The sequence below is a fragment of the Pedococcus aerophilus genome (assembly GCF_039532215.1).
GTDB lineage: Bacteria > Actinomycetota > Actinomycetes > Actinomycetales > Dermatophilaceae > Pedococcus > Pedococcus aerophilus.
Window position 1 is genome coordinate 2,099,936 of record NZ_BAAARN010000001.1, and the last position, 16,059, is coordinate 2,115,994.

Below are 16,059 nucleotides of genomic sequence, written 5' to 3' on the forward strand. Positions count from 1 at the left end.
GTGGGGCCATGCCCCTGCATCCGGCAGCACCCGAAGACCTGGCCGGACTCGTCTCGGCCTACCAGGCGACGACCCAGGCGATCGTCGACCTCGGCCGCTCGTGCAGCGACGCGGACTTCGCCAAGGAGACCGCCTGCCCCGGCTGGACCGTCAAGGACCAGATCTCCCACGTCGTCGGCCTGGAGTCCTGGCTGCACACCGGCGAGGTCCCCCGTGTCGACGTCCCGGCGTACGGCCACATCCGCAACGAGGCCGGGCAGTTCATCGAGAAGTCTGTCGAGCTGCGCCGCCGCATGGTCGGCCAGAAGATCGTCGACGAGCTCGAGACGGTGGCGGCCCGGCGCATCGCGGAGTTCTCCGCCCCCGGGGTGACCCTCGAGACGGTGGTCCGCGGACCGTGGGGCCCGGCTCCCGTCGGCGAGACGCTCCAGCGCCGGATCCTCGACATCTGGACCCACGAGCAGGACCTGCGCCACGCGCTCGGCCGTCCCGGCAACCTCGACTCCGGCGGCGCTGCCGTGTTCATGGACGTCTTGTTCGCGGCGCTGCCGCGGCTGGTCGCCCGTGAGGCTGGTATCGAGCCCGGCAACGTCGTGATCATCGACTCCACCGGGCCCGTGATGGGGCGCGCGGGGGTCTGGGTGGAGCCCGGCGACGAGGGCAAGGCCCGCGGCATACCGCTGTTCTCGGGCATCGCCCATGACGGTGACCCGGACGACGTCTTCACCACGATCACGCTCTCGACGGACTGCCTGACCCGTCGCGCCGCCGGTCGCGGCGGGATCGAGGACATCCACTTCACCGTGGTCGGCGACGAGTCCGTCGCCCACCGCGTGCTGGAGCACCTCGTCCTCGTGCCGTAGGCGCGGCGCCCTCCACCTGGCCCGAACGGGCCATTTCACGGGCCTGCTCGGGCTCGGTTCGTGCTCACGCGAGCCCGGGCCACTCTTCGTGGCGTCAGAACTGATTGCGCGGTACAACTATCTCGTGATACTTGTATGCCGCAAGCAACCTTCCAGCCCCTAGGTCCTCCATGCCTGACCACTCCCACCTCGACCGGGAGACCGCCGACCGGGTGAGCCTGGGCCTCGTCCGGCTCATGAAGCTCCTCCAGTCGATGAAGCTCCACGCCCCCCGGCTGCACCCCGCGGTCGACGCCACGGCGTACCCCCTCCTGTTCACCCTCCTCGCCGAACCCCGCCGGGTCTCGGTCCTCGCGGAGGTCATCCACTCCGACATCTCCACGGTCAGCCGCCAGGTCAGCACCCTGGTCGGCCACGGCCTCCTGGAGAAGATCAGCGACCCGGAGGACGGCCGGGCCCAGCTGGTCCGCCTCAGCGACGAGGGGCACGCCCTGCTGTCGGCGATCCAGCAGCAGCGCAACGAGTGGTTCCGCGAGCTGATGGACGACTGGACCCCCGACCAGGCGAGTGACTTCGCCGCCCACCTCGAACGCTTCGGCTCCGCCCTGGAGACCAACCGCGAGAGGCTCCTGCGCCGCCGCGCACCCCTCACCCCACCGAACACCCCGGAGAACTGACATGGCAGCCACCGCACCCGCGCGGCCCGACGGCCCCCTCACCCACCGACAGATCGTCACGATCCTGATCGGCCTGATGATGGGGATGTTCCTCGCCGCCCTCGACCAGACGATCGTGGCCACCTCGATCCGCACCATCGCCGACGACCTCAAGGGCCTGGACCAGCAGGCCTGGGCGACGACGGCCTACCTCATCACCTCGACGATCGTCACGCCGCTCTACGGCAAGCTCTCGGACATCTACGGCCGCAAGCGGTTCTTCTCGACCGCGATCACGATCTTCATCATCGGCTCGGTCCTGTGCACCTTCTCGGAGTCGATGCTCCAGCTCGCGTTCTACCGCGCCGTCCAGGGCCTCGGCGCCGGTGGCCTGTTCTCGTTGGCGCTGGCCATCATCGGTGACATCGTGCCCCCGCGGGAGCGCGCCAAGTACCAGGGCTACTTCCTCGCGGTGTTCGGCACCTCGAGCGTCCTCGGCCCGGTCATCGGCGGCTTCTTCGCCGGCCAGAGCACGCTGCTCGGCATCGACGGCTGGCGCTGGGTGTTCCTCGTCAACGTGCCGATCGGCTTCGCCGCGCTGCTCGTGGTCTCGCGCACGCTGCACCTGCACCACACCCGCCTCGACCACCGCATCGACTGGTGGGGCGCCGCCACCCTGACCCTCGGCCTCGTGCCGCTGCTGCTCGTCGCCGAGCAGGGTCGTGAGTGGGGCTGGGGCTCAGGCCGTTCGCTCGCCTGCTTCGTCATCGGCGGGATCGGGGTCGTCGCCTTCCTGCTCGTCGAGCGCGCCATGAAGGAGGAGGCCCTGCTCCCCCTCACGCTGTTCCAGAACCGCACGGTCGGCGTCGCCTCGGGCGCGTCCGTCCTCATCGGCATGGCGATGTTCGGTGGGCTCGCGTCGCTGCCGCTCTACCTCCAGATCGTCAAGGGCGCCTCGCCCACCGAGGCCGGCCTGCAGCTTCTGCCCCTGACGCTCGGCATCATGACCGGCTCGATCGTCTCCGGCCAGATCATCAGCCGCACGGGGAGGTACCGCCTGTTCCCCATCGTCGGCTCGGCGCTGCTCGCGGTGTCGTTGTTCGTCTTCCACTTCGTCGGTGCCGAGACGCCGCTGTGGCAGACGATGGTCGTCATGGTCTTCTTCGGCCTCGGCCTGGGCTTCAACTTCCAGCCGCTGACCCTCGCGGTGCAGAACGCCGTGTCGCCCAAGCTCATCGGGGTCGCGACCTCGTCGGCGACCTTCACCCGCCAGATCGGTGGAACGCTCGGCACCGCGGTGTTCCTGTCCATCCTCTTCTCGACCGTCCCGGACAAGATCACCTCCTCGCTGGCCAAGGCGCAGGGCAGCACCGAGTTCCAGACGGCGCTCAAGGACCCGGCCGTGCTGGCGAACCCCGCCAACGCCGACTTCGCCAAGGGTCTGCAGTCCGCCGCGCAGGGCGGCGACCCCGGACCGATCGGCAACGTCCTCAAGGACAGCTCCATCATCGAGAAGCTCGACCCCCGCCTGGCCAGGCCGCTGCTCGAGGGCTTCTCCGAGGCGATGGACACCGTGTTCCTCGTCGGTGGCGCGGTCATGGTGATCGGCTTCCTCGTCATGCTGTTCCTGCCGCACGTCGAGCTCCGTGGCGGCTCCGCCTACTCCGAGCGCGGCGCTGCCGAGAAGGCGGACGAAGAGGCAGCCGCGGCCCCGCCCGCGGTCAGCCACTGAGCGCGGCGAGGTATGGCGCGTGGCCCGGCCACGCGGCATACCTCGCCCCATGTGGGGGAACGTGGGGGTCGACCCTGAGTCGCCCCTGAACGCACCCCTGAACCCCGGGTGAGCCCCTCGGCTCGCCCGGGGTTCGTGGTTACTGTGCAGAGCGTGGACACCGTCGTGCAGACCCAAGGGCTGACCAAGGACTACGGTCCGGTCCTCGCCCTCGACTCCCTCGACCTCGGCATCGGGCCCGGGATCACGGGCCTCGTCGGCGCGAACGGCGCCGGCAAGTCGACGCTCCTCAAGATCCTCCTCGGGCTGGTGCCGGCCACCGGCGGTGTGGCGCAGGTCCTCGGCCACGACATCGCCACGGAGGGACCGGCGATCCGTTCCTTGGTCGGCTACCTGCCGGAGCACGACTGCCTGCCACCCGACGTGAGCGCCAGCGACTTCGTCGTGCACCTGGCGATGATGTCGGGGCTGCCCCGGGTCGCGGCCCGCGAGCGCGCGGCCGAGGTGCTGCGGCACGTCGGGCTCGCCGAGGAGCGGTACCGCCCGATGGGTGGCTACTCGACCGGCATGAAGCAGAAGGCCAAGCTCGCGCAGGCGCTGGCCCACGACCCCCGGCTCGTCCTGCTCGACGAGCCGACCAACGGCCTCGACCCGGCCGCTCGCGAGGAGATGCTGGGCCTGGTCCAGCGGATCGGGCGCGACTTCGGGATCGCCGTGATCGTGACCTCGCACCTGCTCGGGGAGCTGGAGCGGGTCAGCGACCACGTGGTCGTCCTCGACGGAGGGCGGCTGCTGCGCGCGTCGCGGACCGACGAGTTCCTCGACGCCACCGGCGTCCTGCTCGTCGAGGTGCTCGGCGAGGACGGGCAGGCCCGGATGGCCGAGGCGCTCGGCCGAGCCGGGGTCGCCACGACGTCCCGCGGAGCCCTGCTGACCGTCGACGCCGCTGCTGGCCCAGCGGGCTCACCCGACGTGCACGACCTGATCCGCGACACCGCCGGCGACCTCGGGCTCGGCCTGGTCCGGCTCCAGGTCGACCACCGCCGCATCGAGGACGTCTTCGCCGACGACCGCGCGTCCACCGAGGAGGTGTCCCGTGGCTGAGCAGCCGTCGACCGACCCCACCGCCGCGACCCCGGCAGGCGGCAGCGTCATCCACGACCTGGGCTACCGCCCGTACACCGGGCCACGCCTCGGCTCCGGGGCGATCGCGCGGGCCCTGGTCGTCACCGGGTTCCGCAACGCCTTCGGGCTCGGCCGGTCCGGGCGCTCGAAGGTGCTGCCCTTCGTCCTGCTCGCCCTCAACCTGCTGCCGGCGCTGATCGTCGGCGGGGTGATGGTCTTCATCGGGCTCAAGGAGCTGCCGATCGGCTACGCGGAGTACGCCTCGCAGACGCAGGTGCTGCTCGGCATCTTCGTCGCCTCGCAGGCGCCCGTGCTGTTCTCCCGCGACCTGCGGCACGGCACCATCTCGCTCTACCTCGCCCGCCCGCTGCCGTCGTCCACCTATGCCGTCGCCCGCTGGGCCTCGCTGCTCGCGGCCACCTTGGTGTTCCTCCTCCTGCCGATCCTGCTCCTGTATGCCGTGGCGCTGCTCGGTGAGCTGGACGTGTCCGACCAGACGGCCGACGCCGCCGTCGCCGTGGGCCTGGCCCTGCTGCTCGCCCTCGCCCTGACCGGGCTGGCCGGGCTGATCGCGTCCTGGTCGACACGGCGCGGGTTCGCCGTCGTGGCCACCATCGCCCTGCTGCTCATCGGCAACGGGATCGTCACCGCCATCCAGGCGATCGCGCTCGAGGAGGACCAGCCCCGCGTGGGCGAGGTCGCCGGACTCTTTTCGCCGTACTCGCTCTACCGGGGGCTGATGGCCACCTGGGCCGACGAGTCCGCCCCGACCCCACCGACGGGAACCCCGATGCAGCTCGCCTACCTCGCCGTCCTGATCGGGGTGTCCGTCGTGTGCGTCGTCGCGCTGGTCCGCCGCTACCAGAAGGTGGCCACGGCATGAGCGTCCTGACCCTCGACAAGACCTCGCGCTGGTACGGCAACGTCGTGGCCGTCAACGGCATCTCCATGACCGTCCGGCCCGGCGTCACCGGCCTGCTCGGCCCGAACGGAGCAGGCAAGACCACGCTCATCGCCCTGATGTCGGGGTTCCTCGCCCCGTCGGCCGGCACCGTCACCCTCGACGGCGAGCCGATCTGGCGGCACACCGACGCCTACCGGACCATCGGCCTGGTGCCGGAGCGGGAGCTGAGCTTCGGCTACCTGACGGGCCGCCAGTTCGTCCTCGCCAACGCCGAGCTGCACGGGCTCGCCGACCCCGGCGCCGCCGCGGAGCGGGCCCTCGAGGTCGTCGAGATGACCGAGCCGGCCGCCCGCCGGATCGGCACGTACTCCAAGGGCATGCGGCAGCGGGTCAAGCTCGCCTCCGCCCTCGTCCACGACCCGTCGGTCCTGCTGCTCGACGAGCCCTTCAACGGGGTGGACCCACGCCAACGGCTGCACCTCATGAGCCTGCTGCGGCGGATGGGCGCCGAGGGTCGGACGGTGCTGTTCAGCTCACACATCCTCGAGGAGGTCGAGCAGGTGGCGCGGCAGATCGAGGTCGTCGTCTCCGGCCGGCACGCGGCGTCGGGCGACTTCGGGCAGATCCGGCGGCTGATGACCGACCGCCCCGTCCAGTACGTCGTGGTCGCCGACGACGACCGCGGCCTCGCCAGCGCCCTGATCGCCGAACCCTCCGTCGTCTCCGTGGCTCTGCGGCGAGCCGGCGGCCTGGACGTGTCGGTGTCGGACTTCGGCTCCTTCACGCTCCGGCTGCCCCTGGTCGCCCGACAGCGTGGCATCAGGGTCCTCGAGCTCACCCCGTCCGACGAGTCGCTCGAGAGCGTCTTCGCCTACCTGGTCGGAGCAGACCGATGAACCCCACGATCGCCCGCCTCTCCTCCCAGGCCCTGCTCGGCCGCCGACGCGGTGTCGTCCTGGTCCTGATCCCGGCCGTGCTCCTCCTGCTGGCCGTCATCGTGGGGCTGCTCACCGACGACGTCGCCGTGGGGTACGACGCGGTGACCAGCCTCGGCTTCACCCTGGCCCTGCCGCTCGTGGCGCTGCTCGCCGCGACCGCGGTCCTCGGCCCCGAGGTCGACGACGGGTCGATCGTCTACCTGTTGTCCAAGCCGGTGAGCCGCCACGTCGTCGCCGTGAGCAAGTTCGTCATCGCCTGGGCCGCGACGATGGTGCTCGGGGCGCTGCCCGTCCTGGTGGCGGGGCTGGTCCTCGACGTGGGCGACCTGCGCCAGGCGCTCGCCTGGGGCGTCGGGGCAGCGGTGGCCGGCACGGCATACACCGCCTTGTTCCTCGCCCTCGCGGCGTTCACCCGGCACGCGGTCGTGGTCGGGCTGCTCTTCGCGCTGCTCTGGGAGGGGGTGCTAGGCAACCTCCTCGACGGCATCCGCTGGCTCGCGATCGGCCCGTGGGGCAGGGAGGTCGCCGCCGCGGTCAGCGACCGGGTGCCCTCACCAGAGGTCGGTCTCACGTATGCCGTGGTGGCCGCCGTGCTCGTCACCGCGGGATCGGTGTGGTTCACCGGGGACCGGCTGCGGTCGTTCACGCTCCGCGGCGACGAGTAGCCGCACCTCCCACGCCATACGACGACTCCGCGCACCCGAGAGGTGCGCGGAGTCGTCGTGGTGGGCGCGAGGTGCGCGCCGTCAGCCGGTCGGTCGTCAGCCCCAGACGAGGCCGCGCGCCGGGTCGGCGAGGATCGCACCGACGTCGGCGATGAACTTGCTACCGAGCTCGCCGTCGACCAGGCGGTGGTCGAACGACAACGCGAGCTGGGTGACCCAGCGCGGCTCGATCGTCTCGGTGCCGTCGGCGGCGGTGACCACCCACGGTTGGCGGCGGATCGCACCGAACGCCATGATCGCCGACTCGCCGGGGTTGATGATCGGGGTGCCGGTGTCGACGCCGAAGACGCCGACGTTGGTGATGGTGATCGTGCCGCCGGACATGTCGGCCGGCTGCGTGCGACCCTCGCGGGCCGTGGCCGTCAGCGCGCCGATGGCCTCGGCGAGCTGGAGCATCGACATCTGGTCGGCGTCCTTGATGTTCGGGACGATCAGGCCACGCGGGGTGGCGGCGGCGATGCCGAGGTTGACGTAGTGCTTGACCACGATCTCCTGGGCGGCCTCGTCCCACGTCGCGTTGATCTCGGGGTGGCGCCGGATCGCGACCGCCATCGCCTTGGCCAGCACGAGCAGCGGCGTGACCTTGACGTCCTTGAACTCACGGTCCTTCTTCAGCCGGTCGACGAGCTCCATGGTGGCGGTCGCGTCGATGGTGACCCACTCGGTGACGTGCGGCGCGGTGAACGCACTGCCGACCATCGCCTGGGCCGTCATCTTGCGGACGCCCTTGATGGGGACGCGCGTCTCGCGCTCGCCGCGCGTGAAGACGGGTGCCTGGTATGCCGCGGGGGCACCCATGGCGGCGGACGGCTGGGCCGTCGCCGGGGCGGCTGCCTCGGTGGGCGCCGACCCGTTCGCGGCGTGGGCGTCGACATCGGCGCGGCTGATGATGCCGCCCTCGCCCGAGCCCGAGACGGCGTTGAGGTCGACCCCGAGGTCCTTGGCGTACTTGCGCACCGGCGGCTTGGCCAGCGCCCGGGCGCCACCCTCACGGACCGGTGCAGCGGGGGCCGGGGCGCAGGACGGTGCGGCCGGGGCCACCCGTGACTCCTGGGCGGCCGGGGTGAACTTGGCCTGCACGGCCGGGGCGACCGCAGTCGCACCGCCCTTGCGGGGGCGACGGACCGCCTCGGTCTGCTTGACGCCGTAGCCGACGAGGACGGCGGTGCGACCGGTGGACGTGGTGCCACCGATCTTGCCCTCCTCGATGACCTCCTCGTCCGCCTCGGCGGCAGCCGCCGCGGCGGCCATCTTCGGTGCCGGTGACCCCTCGATGCCGGGCTCGACGGCACCCGCCGTCGGGGCGTCCTGCACGGGCGCGGCCCCGCCGACGGTGTCGACGGAGATGATCGGCGTGCCGACCTCGACCGTGTCACCCTCGGCGACGTGCAGCGCGGTGACCGTGCCGGCGAACGGCACGGGCAGCTCGACGAGCGACTTCGCCGTCTCGATCTCGACGACGATGTCGTTGACCTTGACCGTGTCGCCGACCTTGACGTTCCAGGTGACGATGTCGGCCTCGGTCAGACCCTCACCGGGGTCGGGAAGCTTGAACTCCTTGACTGCCATGGTGTTTCGCGCCCCTCTCAGAAGGCCAGCGAGCGGTCGACGGCGTCGAGGACGCGGTCCAGGTCGGGAAGGAACTCTTCCTCGAGCTTGCTCGGCGGGTAGGGCAGGTTGTAGCCACCGACCCGGAGCACGGGGGCCTCGAGGTGGTAGAAGCACCGCTGCTGCAGGGCGGCGGCGATCTCGGCACCCATGCCGAGGAACGTCGACGCCTCGTGGACCACGACGGTGCGGCCGGTCTTCTCGACCGACGCCGCGACGGTGTCGAGGTCGAGCGGGCTCAGCGTGCGCAGGTCGATGACCTCGAGGTTCTTGCCCTCGGCTGCTGCAGCCTCGGCGGCCTGCAGGCAGGTCTTGACCATGGGGCCGTAAGCGACCAGCGTCGCGTCGGTGCCCTCGCGGACAACCTGGGCCTCGAGCAGCGGGCGGGACGCAGCGGTCTCGTCCACCTCGCCCTTGTCCCAGTAGCGGCGCTTGGGTTCGTAGAACAGCACCGGGTCGTCGGACTCGATGGCCTGCTGGATCATCCAGTAGGCGTCCTCGGCGTTGGAGCAGCAGACGACCTTGAGCCCCGCGGTGTGCGCGAAGTAGGCCTCGTTGGACTCCGAGTGGTGCTCGACCGCGCCGATACCACCGCCGACGGGGATGCGGATGACCATGGGCAGCTTGATCTTGCCCAGCGAGCGGGCCCGCATCTTGGCGACCTGGCTGACGATGTGGTCGAACGCCGGGTAGATGAAGCCGTCGAACTGGATCTCGACGACCGGGCGGTAGCCGCGCAGCGCCATACCGATCGCGGTGCCGACGATGCCGGCCTCGGCGAGCGGGGTGTCGATGACGCGGTCCTCGCCGAAGTCCTTCTGGAGGCCGTCGGTGACGCGGAAGACGCCACCGAGCTTGCCGATGTCCTCACCCATGAGGACGACCTTCGGGTCGCGCTCCATGGCGGCGCGCAGGCCGTTGTTGATGCCCTTGGCGATCGTCATGGTGCCCATCAGTGACCACCCTCCGTGGTGAAGCCGGCGTGGTAGGCGGCGAACTCCTTGCGCTCGGCCTCGACGACCGGGTGCTCCTCGACGTAGATGTGGTCGAACATCGAGTCCGGGGTCGGGTCGGGCATGTTCAGGCAGCCCTCACGGACGGTGACGGCGAGCTCGTCGCCCTCGGCCTCGACAGCGTCGAAGAAGTCCTGGTCGGCCTTCTGCGTGTGCACGAGGTAGGACTTGAGGCGCTCGATCGGGTCGCGGTGCTTCCACACCTCGACCTCGGCGGAGACGCGGTACTTGGTGGGGTCGTCCGAGGTCGTGTGCGCGCCCATGCGGTACGTGTAGGCCTCGATGAAGGTCGGGCCGTTGCCGCTGCGGGCCGCGTTGAGGGCCTGCTGCGTCACGGCGTAGACCGCGAGGACGTCGTTGCCGTCGACGCGCACACCGGGGAAGCCGAAGCCGCGCGCCCGCTGGTAGAGCGGGATACGGGTCTGGCGCTCGTTGGGCTCGGAGATCGCCCACTGGTTGTTCTGGCAGAAGAACACCACCGGGGCGTTGTTGACCGCGGCGTAGACGAAGGACTCGTTGACGTCACCCTGGGCGGTCGCGCCGTCGCCGAAGTAGGCGATGACGGCCGCGTCGCGGTCCTCGTCACCGGTGCCCACGTCGCCGTCGCGCTGGATGCCCATGGCGTACCCGGTCGCGTGCAGCGTCTGGGCGCCGATGACGATCGTGTAGAGGTGGAAGTTCTTCTCGTTCGGGTCCCAGCCACCGTGGTTGACCCCACGGAACAGGCCCAGCAGGTTGAGCGGGTCGACCCCGCGGCACCAGGCGACTCCGTGCTCGCGGTAGGTCGGGAAGGCGTAGTCCTGCGGGCGCATCGCGCGACCGGAACCGACCTGCGCCGCCTCCTGGCCGAGCAGGCTGGCCCAGATGCCGAGCTCACCCTGGCGCTGGAGGGCGGTGGCCTCGGCATCGACCCGGCGGATGAGCACCAGGTCGCGGTAGAAGCCGCGCAGGTCCTCGTCGCTCAGGTCCTTGACGTACTCGTCGTACTCGACGTTCTCGATGCGCTGCCCCTCGGGGGTGAGCAGCTGGACCATCTCGGGTCCACCGTCACCCACCTCCGGGACGGGGGCGGTCAGCTCGGCGAGCACCTCCTCCTCGTGGGGGGTGGCGCCGGCCTTCTCACCGGTACTGGCGACAGCGTTGTCGCTCACAGGCACTCCTTCTTCCTCGGGACCGCGGTTGGCGGGACCTTCGGCTCGGGCCACGGCAACCCCCGCGGGGTCACCGCTGCTGGCGTTGCGCGGCAGGCTGGTTGCACCGGTTGTGGCGGCGCTCACATAGGGCCTTGCTGACGCCAAAGATAACCGGACCCCGGGAAATCTCAGAATCCGGACTTCCCCACCCCCGCAGCAGCCCCCCGCCACCCCTCGACTTCGTGCCCGCAGTTCCGCTCAACAGGCGGTTGGGGTGCCGCGTGGGCGGGTTGGCGGGTACGAAGTCGAGGGGTGGGGTCGGGGTGGGGTCAGGAGATCTCGGACTTGCCGCGCCAGAGGTCGATCCCGGCCTCGACGGCGTCGGCGTCGATCTCGGCGAGCTCCTTGTCGCTGAACCGCAGGTTGGCCACGGCGGCGGCGGAGTCCTCGAGTTGCTCGACCGAGGACGCCCCGATGAGCACCGAGGTGACCCGCTCGTCGCGCAGCGCCCAGGCGAGCGCCATCTGGGCCAGCGACTGGCCGCGCTCGGAGGCCAGGTCGTTGAGCTTGCGGATGTGCGTCAGCGACTCGTCGGTGAGCAGGTCGGGCGACAGGGACTTGCCCTGCGAGGCCCGCGAGCCCTCCGGGACACCACCGAGGTACTTGTTGGTGAGCATCCCCTGGGCCAGCGGGCTGAAGGCGATGCAGCCGATCCCCTTCTCGCCGAGGGTGTCGAGCAGGCCACCCTCGACCCAGCGGTTGAGCATCGAGTAGCTCGGCTGGTGGATGAGCAGCGGGACGCCCATGTCGGCGAGGACCTCGGCCGCACGCTCGGTGCGCTCCGGGGAGTAGCTGGAGATGCCGGCATACAGCGCCTTGCCCTGCTTGACCGCGGTCGCGAGCGCGCCCATGGTCTCCTCGAGCGGGGTGTCCTCGTCGGGGCAGTGGCTGTAGAAGATGTCGACGTAGTCCAGGCCCATCCGCTCCAGGCTCTGGTCGAGGCTGGCCAGCAGGTACTTGCGCGAGCCGCCGATGCCGTACGGCCCGGGCCACATGTCGTAGCCGGCCTTGGAGCTGATGACGAGCTCGTCGCGGTAGGGCTTGAAGTCGGCGGCGAAGTGACGGCCGAAGTTCTTCTCGGCGGAGCCGTAGGGCGGGCCGTAGTTGTTGGCGAGGTCGAAGTGGGTGATGCCGATGTCGAAGGCGCGGCGCAGGATCTTGCGCTGCACGTCGAACGGCTTGTCGTCGCCGAAGTTGTGCCACATCCCGAGGGAGACGGCGGGCAGGTGCAGGCCGCTCTGGCCCACCTTGCGGTAGGGCATGGGGCCGTAGCGGTCAGGGCTGGGGAGGTAGGCGGGGAGCCAGGTGTCGACCATGCCCCCAGTCTGTCGTGGGCCGCCCCCGACGACCAGCGGGGTACGGCGCGGGACCATCGCCCGTTGCCCTCCCACCCCGGCGGGGTGAGGATGGGTGGATGAGACCCCTTCGCCCCGTTCTGGCCCTGTCCGCCGTCGCCCTCGTGGCGGCCTGCGGGACAGGCACCGATGGCGGCGGGACCAGCACGGGCGGTGCCACGGCGGGGGCCACGACCGGCGCCACCACCGGCGCCACGCCGGGGGCGAGCGCCACCCCGCCGGCGACGACCGGCACGGGTGACCCGGCTGACCCGACGCTGCCGTCCGACGGCCGCGGCAAGCTCGTCACGGTCACCGGCACGGTCACCGACGGCGTCGAGAACGGCTGCCTGATGCTGACCACCGACCCGGCCAGCCCCGACGGGCCGTGGCAGCTCATCGGGAACACCGCCGGCATCAAGGCGGGCCAGAAGGTCACGGTCCGCGGCGCCCGCGTCGACACCGTCGCCACGACGTGCCAGCAGGGCCTGCCCTTCGACGTGCAGGCCGTCGTCAAGAGCTGACGGGCAGCACGCACAGGACCCCGCAGGCACGAAGCCTGCGGGGTCCTGTCCACTGCTGGTGCTGGTTACTGCGTGACGGCGCCGATCACCACGGACCCGGTGCCGAGCACCGCGCCCTCGGAGGAGACGACGTTCATCTCGCCGAACAGCTTGCGGCCCTCGGCCGGGGCCTCCTCGGCGGTGACCGAGCAGGTCACCGTCGCCGACCCACCGGCCGGGAGGGTGATCGACGTGCTGGGCACGTCGAGCGAGCCGAGGCCCGAGGCGAAGAACACGTCGAGGTAGTCGTACTGCGTGGTGCCGGCCGGCACCGCGTAGCCGTCGACCTCGACCGTGTACGTGCCGGCCTCCGGGTTCGGGATGCTGGTCGACTCCTCGGAGTCGCCGTCAGCCGACGAACCCACCTCGTTGCCGTCCTCGTCGTAGACGTACAGGTCGAGGTCGGCGCCCAGGTCGGACGTGTTGCCGATCGCGACGTCGAGGCGCTCGGCGCCCGTGGGCACCACCACGTCGAACGTCTGGACCGCGCCGTTGGCGATGGTCTTGCGGTCGGACGAGGAGCTGCCCAGCGAGCCACCCTTCGGCGTGACCGTGACCGCACCGAAGGTGTTGGTCACCTTCCAGCTGACCGGGGTCGGCTCACCTGCCGTCACCGACGGGAGGGTCTGCGTCTCCGGGTCCACGACGACACCCTGTGCAGCGGCGGTCAGGCGGAACGGGTTGTCCAGGAACGGCGACGTGCGCCGGGCCTCGACCTCGAACTCCCAGATGCCGGGCAGCGGGTTGGCGTAGTTGCGCGAGGTCGGCTTGCAGGCGTTCACGTCACTGAAGTTCGTGAAGCAGGCGAGCGAGGACGTCGACTCGACCGGGACGCCGTACGGGTTGATCCCGATGAAGCGGACCTGGCTCTTGGTGGCGATGCCACCGAGGTTGACCTGGAGCGCCTTGGTGCCCGCCGGGACGTTGACGAAGAGCTTCTTGGTGAGGTTGCGCCCCACCGAGTCGCTCAGCGTCGCCGAGTAGGACGGCTTGGTGAGCTCCTTGGCCAGGACGACCGTGAGGAGCACGCGGTGGTCGACCACGGAGGTCATCGGGTCGTCGATCTCGAGGATCGCCGAGTGGGCGCCCTGTGCAGTCGTCTTCGCCGTGACCGGGATGTTGACCATGGTGCCCTTGCGCATCTGCGCCTTGGTCACGCCCAGCTTGAAGGTGCCGTCGTTGCCGACCAGGCGGAGCTGGTGCAGCGCCGGGCCGGAGCGACCGGTCGTGCGGGTCGCCGAGACGGTGTAGGTCTTGGCGACGCCGGAGACCTGGCCACCCTCCTTGCTGCCACACCGGTTGTAGACGCCGGTGCCCTTGTCGGGCGTCGCGAGGAAGTCCGAGATCGGGGTGCAGACCGGGGCGGAGACCGTGTAGGCCTGCGTGGCGGGGCGCTTCCTGAGCAGCGTCCAGGCGCCGGGCACGTTCATCTGCCCGGTGCCCTGACCGATGGCCTCGAGTCCCTTGACGAACTTCGCCGAGGAGTAGATCGAGTTGCGCAGCTGCGCCGGCGTGGTGTCGGTGCCCGTCGCGAAGGCGGCGGAGAGCAGCAGCGCAGCGCCACCGGCGGCCTGCGGGGAGGCCATCGACGTGCCGTTGAACATGGCGTAGCCGACAGGCAGCGTGTAGCCGGTCTCGGCGACGTCGGGCTGCTTGAGCCACTGCGGCACCGTGGAGATCGCCGAGCCCGCAGCCATGATGTTCGGCTTGAACCCGCCGTCCTCACGCGGACCGCGCGAGGAGTAGTTGTGCAGGGTCAGCGGGGTCGAGACGACCGAGCCGTAGTTGGACAGCCAGGTCTCCTTGGTGATCGAGGAGGCCACGCTCACGACGTCGGTGGCCACGGACGGGTCACCGATCGTGTTGATGCCCGGGCCGCTGTTGCCGGCCGAGATGAACAGCTGCACGCCGTACTCGTCGATGAGCCGGTCGTAGAGGGCTGCGCGGGCGTTGTTGCCGTCGTTGAGGGCCGGGAGGCCACCGATCGACATGTTGACGACGTCGACGCCACGGTTGGCGACGAGGTCGACCATGCCGTCGGTCAGCGCGGCCGCGGTGCAGCCACCGCCCCAGGTGCAGGCGCGCGAGGAGACGATCTTGGCGCCGGGGGCCTCGCCGTCCATCTGCCCACCGAACAGGCTGTGGCCTGCCGCGATGCCGGCGACGTGGGAGCCGTGGGCGTCCTCGACGATGCCGATGTTGACGAAGTCGGCCGTGGCCGGGAGCGTCGGGTCCTGGTAGGGCGCGAGGCTGACGTCCTGGCGGAACTCGACCGTGAACGGCATGCGCTCGACGATCGAGGTCTTGGGGTTGTCGGTGCCGAAGTACCGGACGTCGTACTTCTCCTTGTAGGGGCGCATCTTCTCGGACGCCTCGAAGGTGAGGTTCTGGTTCGCGTCGACCCAGATGTCGTTGGTCGCCGTGTCGTACAGCACGCCGAACCGGTCGGTGGTGTCACCGTCGCGGTTGACGTCGCCGCCGGGCTCGCTCGCCGCCGTGATGGCCTCGCTGAAGCGGCTGATCTTGTAGGTGCCGCTGGTCGGCAGCGTGTAGGTGCTCCCCAGGTAGGCAGCCCGCGGACCGGTGGCGTCGGTGAGCATGGCGCGCCAGCTGGCGTCCGCGTCGAAGATCGGGTCCGTGGCCGTGACCCAGTCGACGATCTTGCGCTCACCCGTCGAGGTGGTCTTGAGGGCCGGGTGGTCCAGGTCGACACCGGAGTCGATGACACCGATGGTCACGCCGCGACCGTCCCAGGCGGGGTTCTTCTTCTTGAAGTCGACCGAGCCCTGGTCACGCGTCGGCATGTAGGGGTTGGAGTCGGGGGTGCTCTTGCCGGGTGCGCTGACCGTTGCAGCCGCAGCCTTGGAGCCGCGCTCGACAGCCGGGTTGGGCAGCGGGATCGACTCGTCGAGGTCGACGGCGATCACCTTGAGGATGCCGGCGACCTTGTCGACCTTCGTGGTCGGGACGCTGGCGCGGACGTAGCCGATCCGGTCGTTGACGGTGCTCGTCCAGCCGCCCTGGGCCTTGACGGCCTTGACGACGTCCTTGGTGGCGCCCTTCTCGGTCGCGAGCATCAGGGTGACACGCTTGGTCCCCTTCTGCTGCGCCGTGTTGAGCAGCTCGCGGTCGTGCTGGCCCAGCTTGTCCTTCTTCTGGGCCTTCTTGACCTGGTCCTTCTCGGCCTTCGCCGAGGGCGCCTTGCTCACGGTGCCACCGGGTTCGGCCGACGCGACGGGCGCAACTGTTGCTGCGACCACCCCCGCCACAGCCATCCCGGCAACCATCGTGAGTCCGCGGCGCGTCGTGCGTCGTGCGGTCACGTGGATATCCCCTTGTCTCCGATGCCCCCTTGTGGCGGGCGATCCGGGTCAGTCTCACCCGAGACGCACAGGGTTGGGCCCG

At 70.5% G+C, this 16,059-nt stretch carries 13 protein-coding genes; 8 read left to right on the forward strand and 5 right to left on the reverse strand.

The window, feature by feature from the left end; translation table 11 throughout:
- Positions 1-8 precede the first annotated feature (8 nt).
- The 7 genes from ABD286_RS09995 (at position 9) to ABD286_RS10025 (ending at position 6,883) form a co-directional block, all read left to right on the forward strand.
- On the forward strand, positions 9-863 hold the full coding sequence (locus tag ABD286_RS09995) for a maleylpyruvate isomerase family mycothiol-dependent enzyme (protein ID WP_344192722.1): 855 nt from the start codon (positions 9-11) through the stop codon (positions 861-863).
- A 170-nt stretch (positions 864-1,033) separates the two neighbouring features.
- Positions 1,034-1,540, forward strand: a complete 507-nt coding sequence (locus ABD286_RS10000) for a MarR family winged helix-turn-helix transcriptional regulator (RefSeq protein ID WP_344192724.1) — start codon at positions 1,034-1,036, stop codon at positions 1,538-1,540.
- Between the two features lies 1 nt (position 1,541).
- On the forward strand, positions 1,542-3,251 hold the full coding sequence (locus ABD286_RS10005; RefSeq protein ID WP_344192726.1) for an MDR family MFS transporter: 1,710 nt from the start codon (positions 1,542-1,544) through the stop codon (positions 3,249-3,251).
- A gap of 153 nt (positions 3,252-3,404) precedes the next feature.
- Positions 3,405-4,355, forward strand: a complete 951-nt coding sequence (locus ABD286_RS10010; protein ID WP_344192728.1) for an ABC transporter ATP-binding protein — start codon at positions 3,405-3,407, stop codon at positions 4,353-4,355.
- Entirely contained in the window at positions 4,348-5,259 is a 912-nt protein-coding gene (locus ABD286_RS10015; RefSeq protein ID WP_344192730.1) for an ABC transporter permease, read from the forward strand. The genes ABD286_RS10010 and ABD286_RS10015 overlap by 8 nt, the downstream gene beginning before the upstream one ends.
- The gene (locus ABD286_RS10020; RefSeq protein WP_344192732.1) at positions 5,256-6,176 is read left to right on the forward strand and encodes an ABC transporter ATP-binding protein; all 921 of its coding nucleotides are present in this window, start codon (positions 5,256-5,258) and stop codon (positions 6,174-6,176) included. The genes ABD286_RS10015 and ABD286_RS10020 overlap by 4 nt, the downstream gene beginning before the upstream one ends.
- The gene (locus ABD286_RS10025) at positions 6,173-6,883 is read left to right on the forward strand and encodes an ABC transporter permease subunit (RefSeq protein ID WP_344192734.1); all 711 of its coding nucleotides are present in this window, start codon (positions 6,173-6,175) and stop codon (positions 6,881-6,883) included. The genes ABD286_RS10020 and ABD286_RS10025 overlap by 4 nt, the downstream gene beginning before the upstream one ends.
- Before the next feature lie 96 nt (positions 6,884-6,979).
- On the opposite strand, the gene ABD286_RS10030 is transcribed toward ABD286_RS10025, so the two are convergent.
- The 4 genes from ABD286_RS10030 to mgrA all read right to left on the reverse strand — a co-directional run bounded on the left by ABD286_RS10030 (position 6,980) and on the right by mgrA (position 12,073).
- Complete coding sequence (locus ABD286_RS10030; RefSeq protein WP_344192736.1) at positions 6,980-8,512, reverse strand: dihydrolipoamide acetyltransferase family protein; 1,533 nt, start codon at positions 8,510-8,512, stop codon at positions 6,980-6,982.
- Positions 8,513-8,529: 17 nt separating this feature from the next.
- Positions 8,530-9,504, reverse strand: coding sequence for an alpha-ketoacid dehydrogenase subunit beta (locus tag ABD286_RS10035; protein ID WP_344192737.1), 975 nt, complete (start codon positions 9,502-9,504; stop codon positions 8,530-8,532).
- Positions 9,504-10,715 carry a pyruvate dehydrogenase (acetyl-transferring) E1 component subunit alpha gene (gene pdhA, locus ABD286_RS10040; RefSeq protein ID WP_425565332.1) on the reverse strand — a complete coding sequence of 404 codons (1,212 nt, stop codon included), beginning with the start codon at positions 10,713-10,715 and terminating at the stop codon, positions 9,504-9,506. Before pdhA ends, ABD286_RS10035 begins: the two co-directional genes overlap by 1 nt.
- Positions 10,716-11,026: 311 nt before the next feature.
- Positions 11,027-12,073 (reverse strand): L-glyceraldehyde 3-phosphate reductase, encoded by a 1,047-nt coding sequence (gene mgrA / locus ABD286_RS10045; protein WP_344192739.1) that lies wholly within the window; start codon positions 12,071-12,073, stop codon positions 11,027-11,029.
- Positions 12,074-12,171: 98 nt separating this feature from the next.
- Between mgrA and ABD286_RS10050 the strand changes: the two genes are divergently transcribed.
- Complete coding sequence (locus ABD286_RS10050) at positions 12,172-12,615, forward strand: hypothetical protein (protein ID WP_344192741.1); 444 nt, start codon at positions 12,172-12,174, stop codon at positions 12,613-12,615.
- 65 nt (positions 12,616-12,680) lie between these two features.
- Here ABD286_RS10050 and ABD286_RS10055 read toward each other — a convergent pair whose 3' ends face one another.
- The gene (locus tag ABD286_RS10055; RefSeq protein WP_344192743.1) at positions 12,681-15,977 is read right to left on the reverse strand and encodes a S8 family serine peptidase; all 3,297 of its coding nucleotides are present in this window, start codon (positions 15,975-15,977) and stop codon (positions 12,681-12,683) included.
- Positions 15,978-16,059 lie beyond the last annotated feature (82 nt).

Bases quoted from the DNA above. Each gene is read 5' to 3' on its own strand.
- ABD286_RS09995 (WP_344192722.1), top strand. From the start codon at position 9: ATGCCCCTGCATCCGGCAGCACCCGAAGACCTGGCCGGACTCGTCTCG.
- ABD286_RS10000 (WP_344192724.1), top strand. From the start codon at position 1,034: ATGCCTGACCACTCCCACCTCGACCGGGAGACCGCCGACCGGGTGAGC.
- ABD286_RS10005 (WP_344192726.1), top strand. From the start codon at position 1,542: ATGGCAGCCACCGCACCCGCGCGGCCCGACGGCCCCCTCACCCACCGA.
- ABD286_RS10020 (WP_344192732.1), top strand. From the start codon at position 5,256: ATGAGCGTCCTGACCCTCGACAAGACCTCGCGCTGGTACGGCAACGTC.
- ABD286_RS10025 (WP_344192734.1), top strand. From the start codon at position 6,173: ATGAACCCCACGATCGCCCGCCTCTCCTCCCAGGCCCTGCTCGGCCGC.
- ABD286_RS10030 (WP_344192736.1), bottom strand. From the start codon at position 8,512: ATGGCAGTCAAGGAGTTCAAGCTTCCCGACCCCGGTGAGGGTCTGACC.
- ABD286_RS10035 (WP_344192737.1), bottom strand. From the start codon at position 9,504: ATGGGCACCATGACGATCGCCAAGGGCATCAACAACGGCCTGCGCGCC.
- mgrA (WP_344192739.1), bottom strand. From the start codon at position 12,073: ATGGTCGACACCTGGCTCCCCGCCTACCTCCCCAGCCCTGACCGCTAC.
- ABD286_RS10050 (WP_344192741.1), top strand. From the start codon at position 12,172: ATGAGACCCCTTCGCCCCGTTCTGGCCCTGTCCGCCGTCGCCCTCGTG.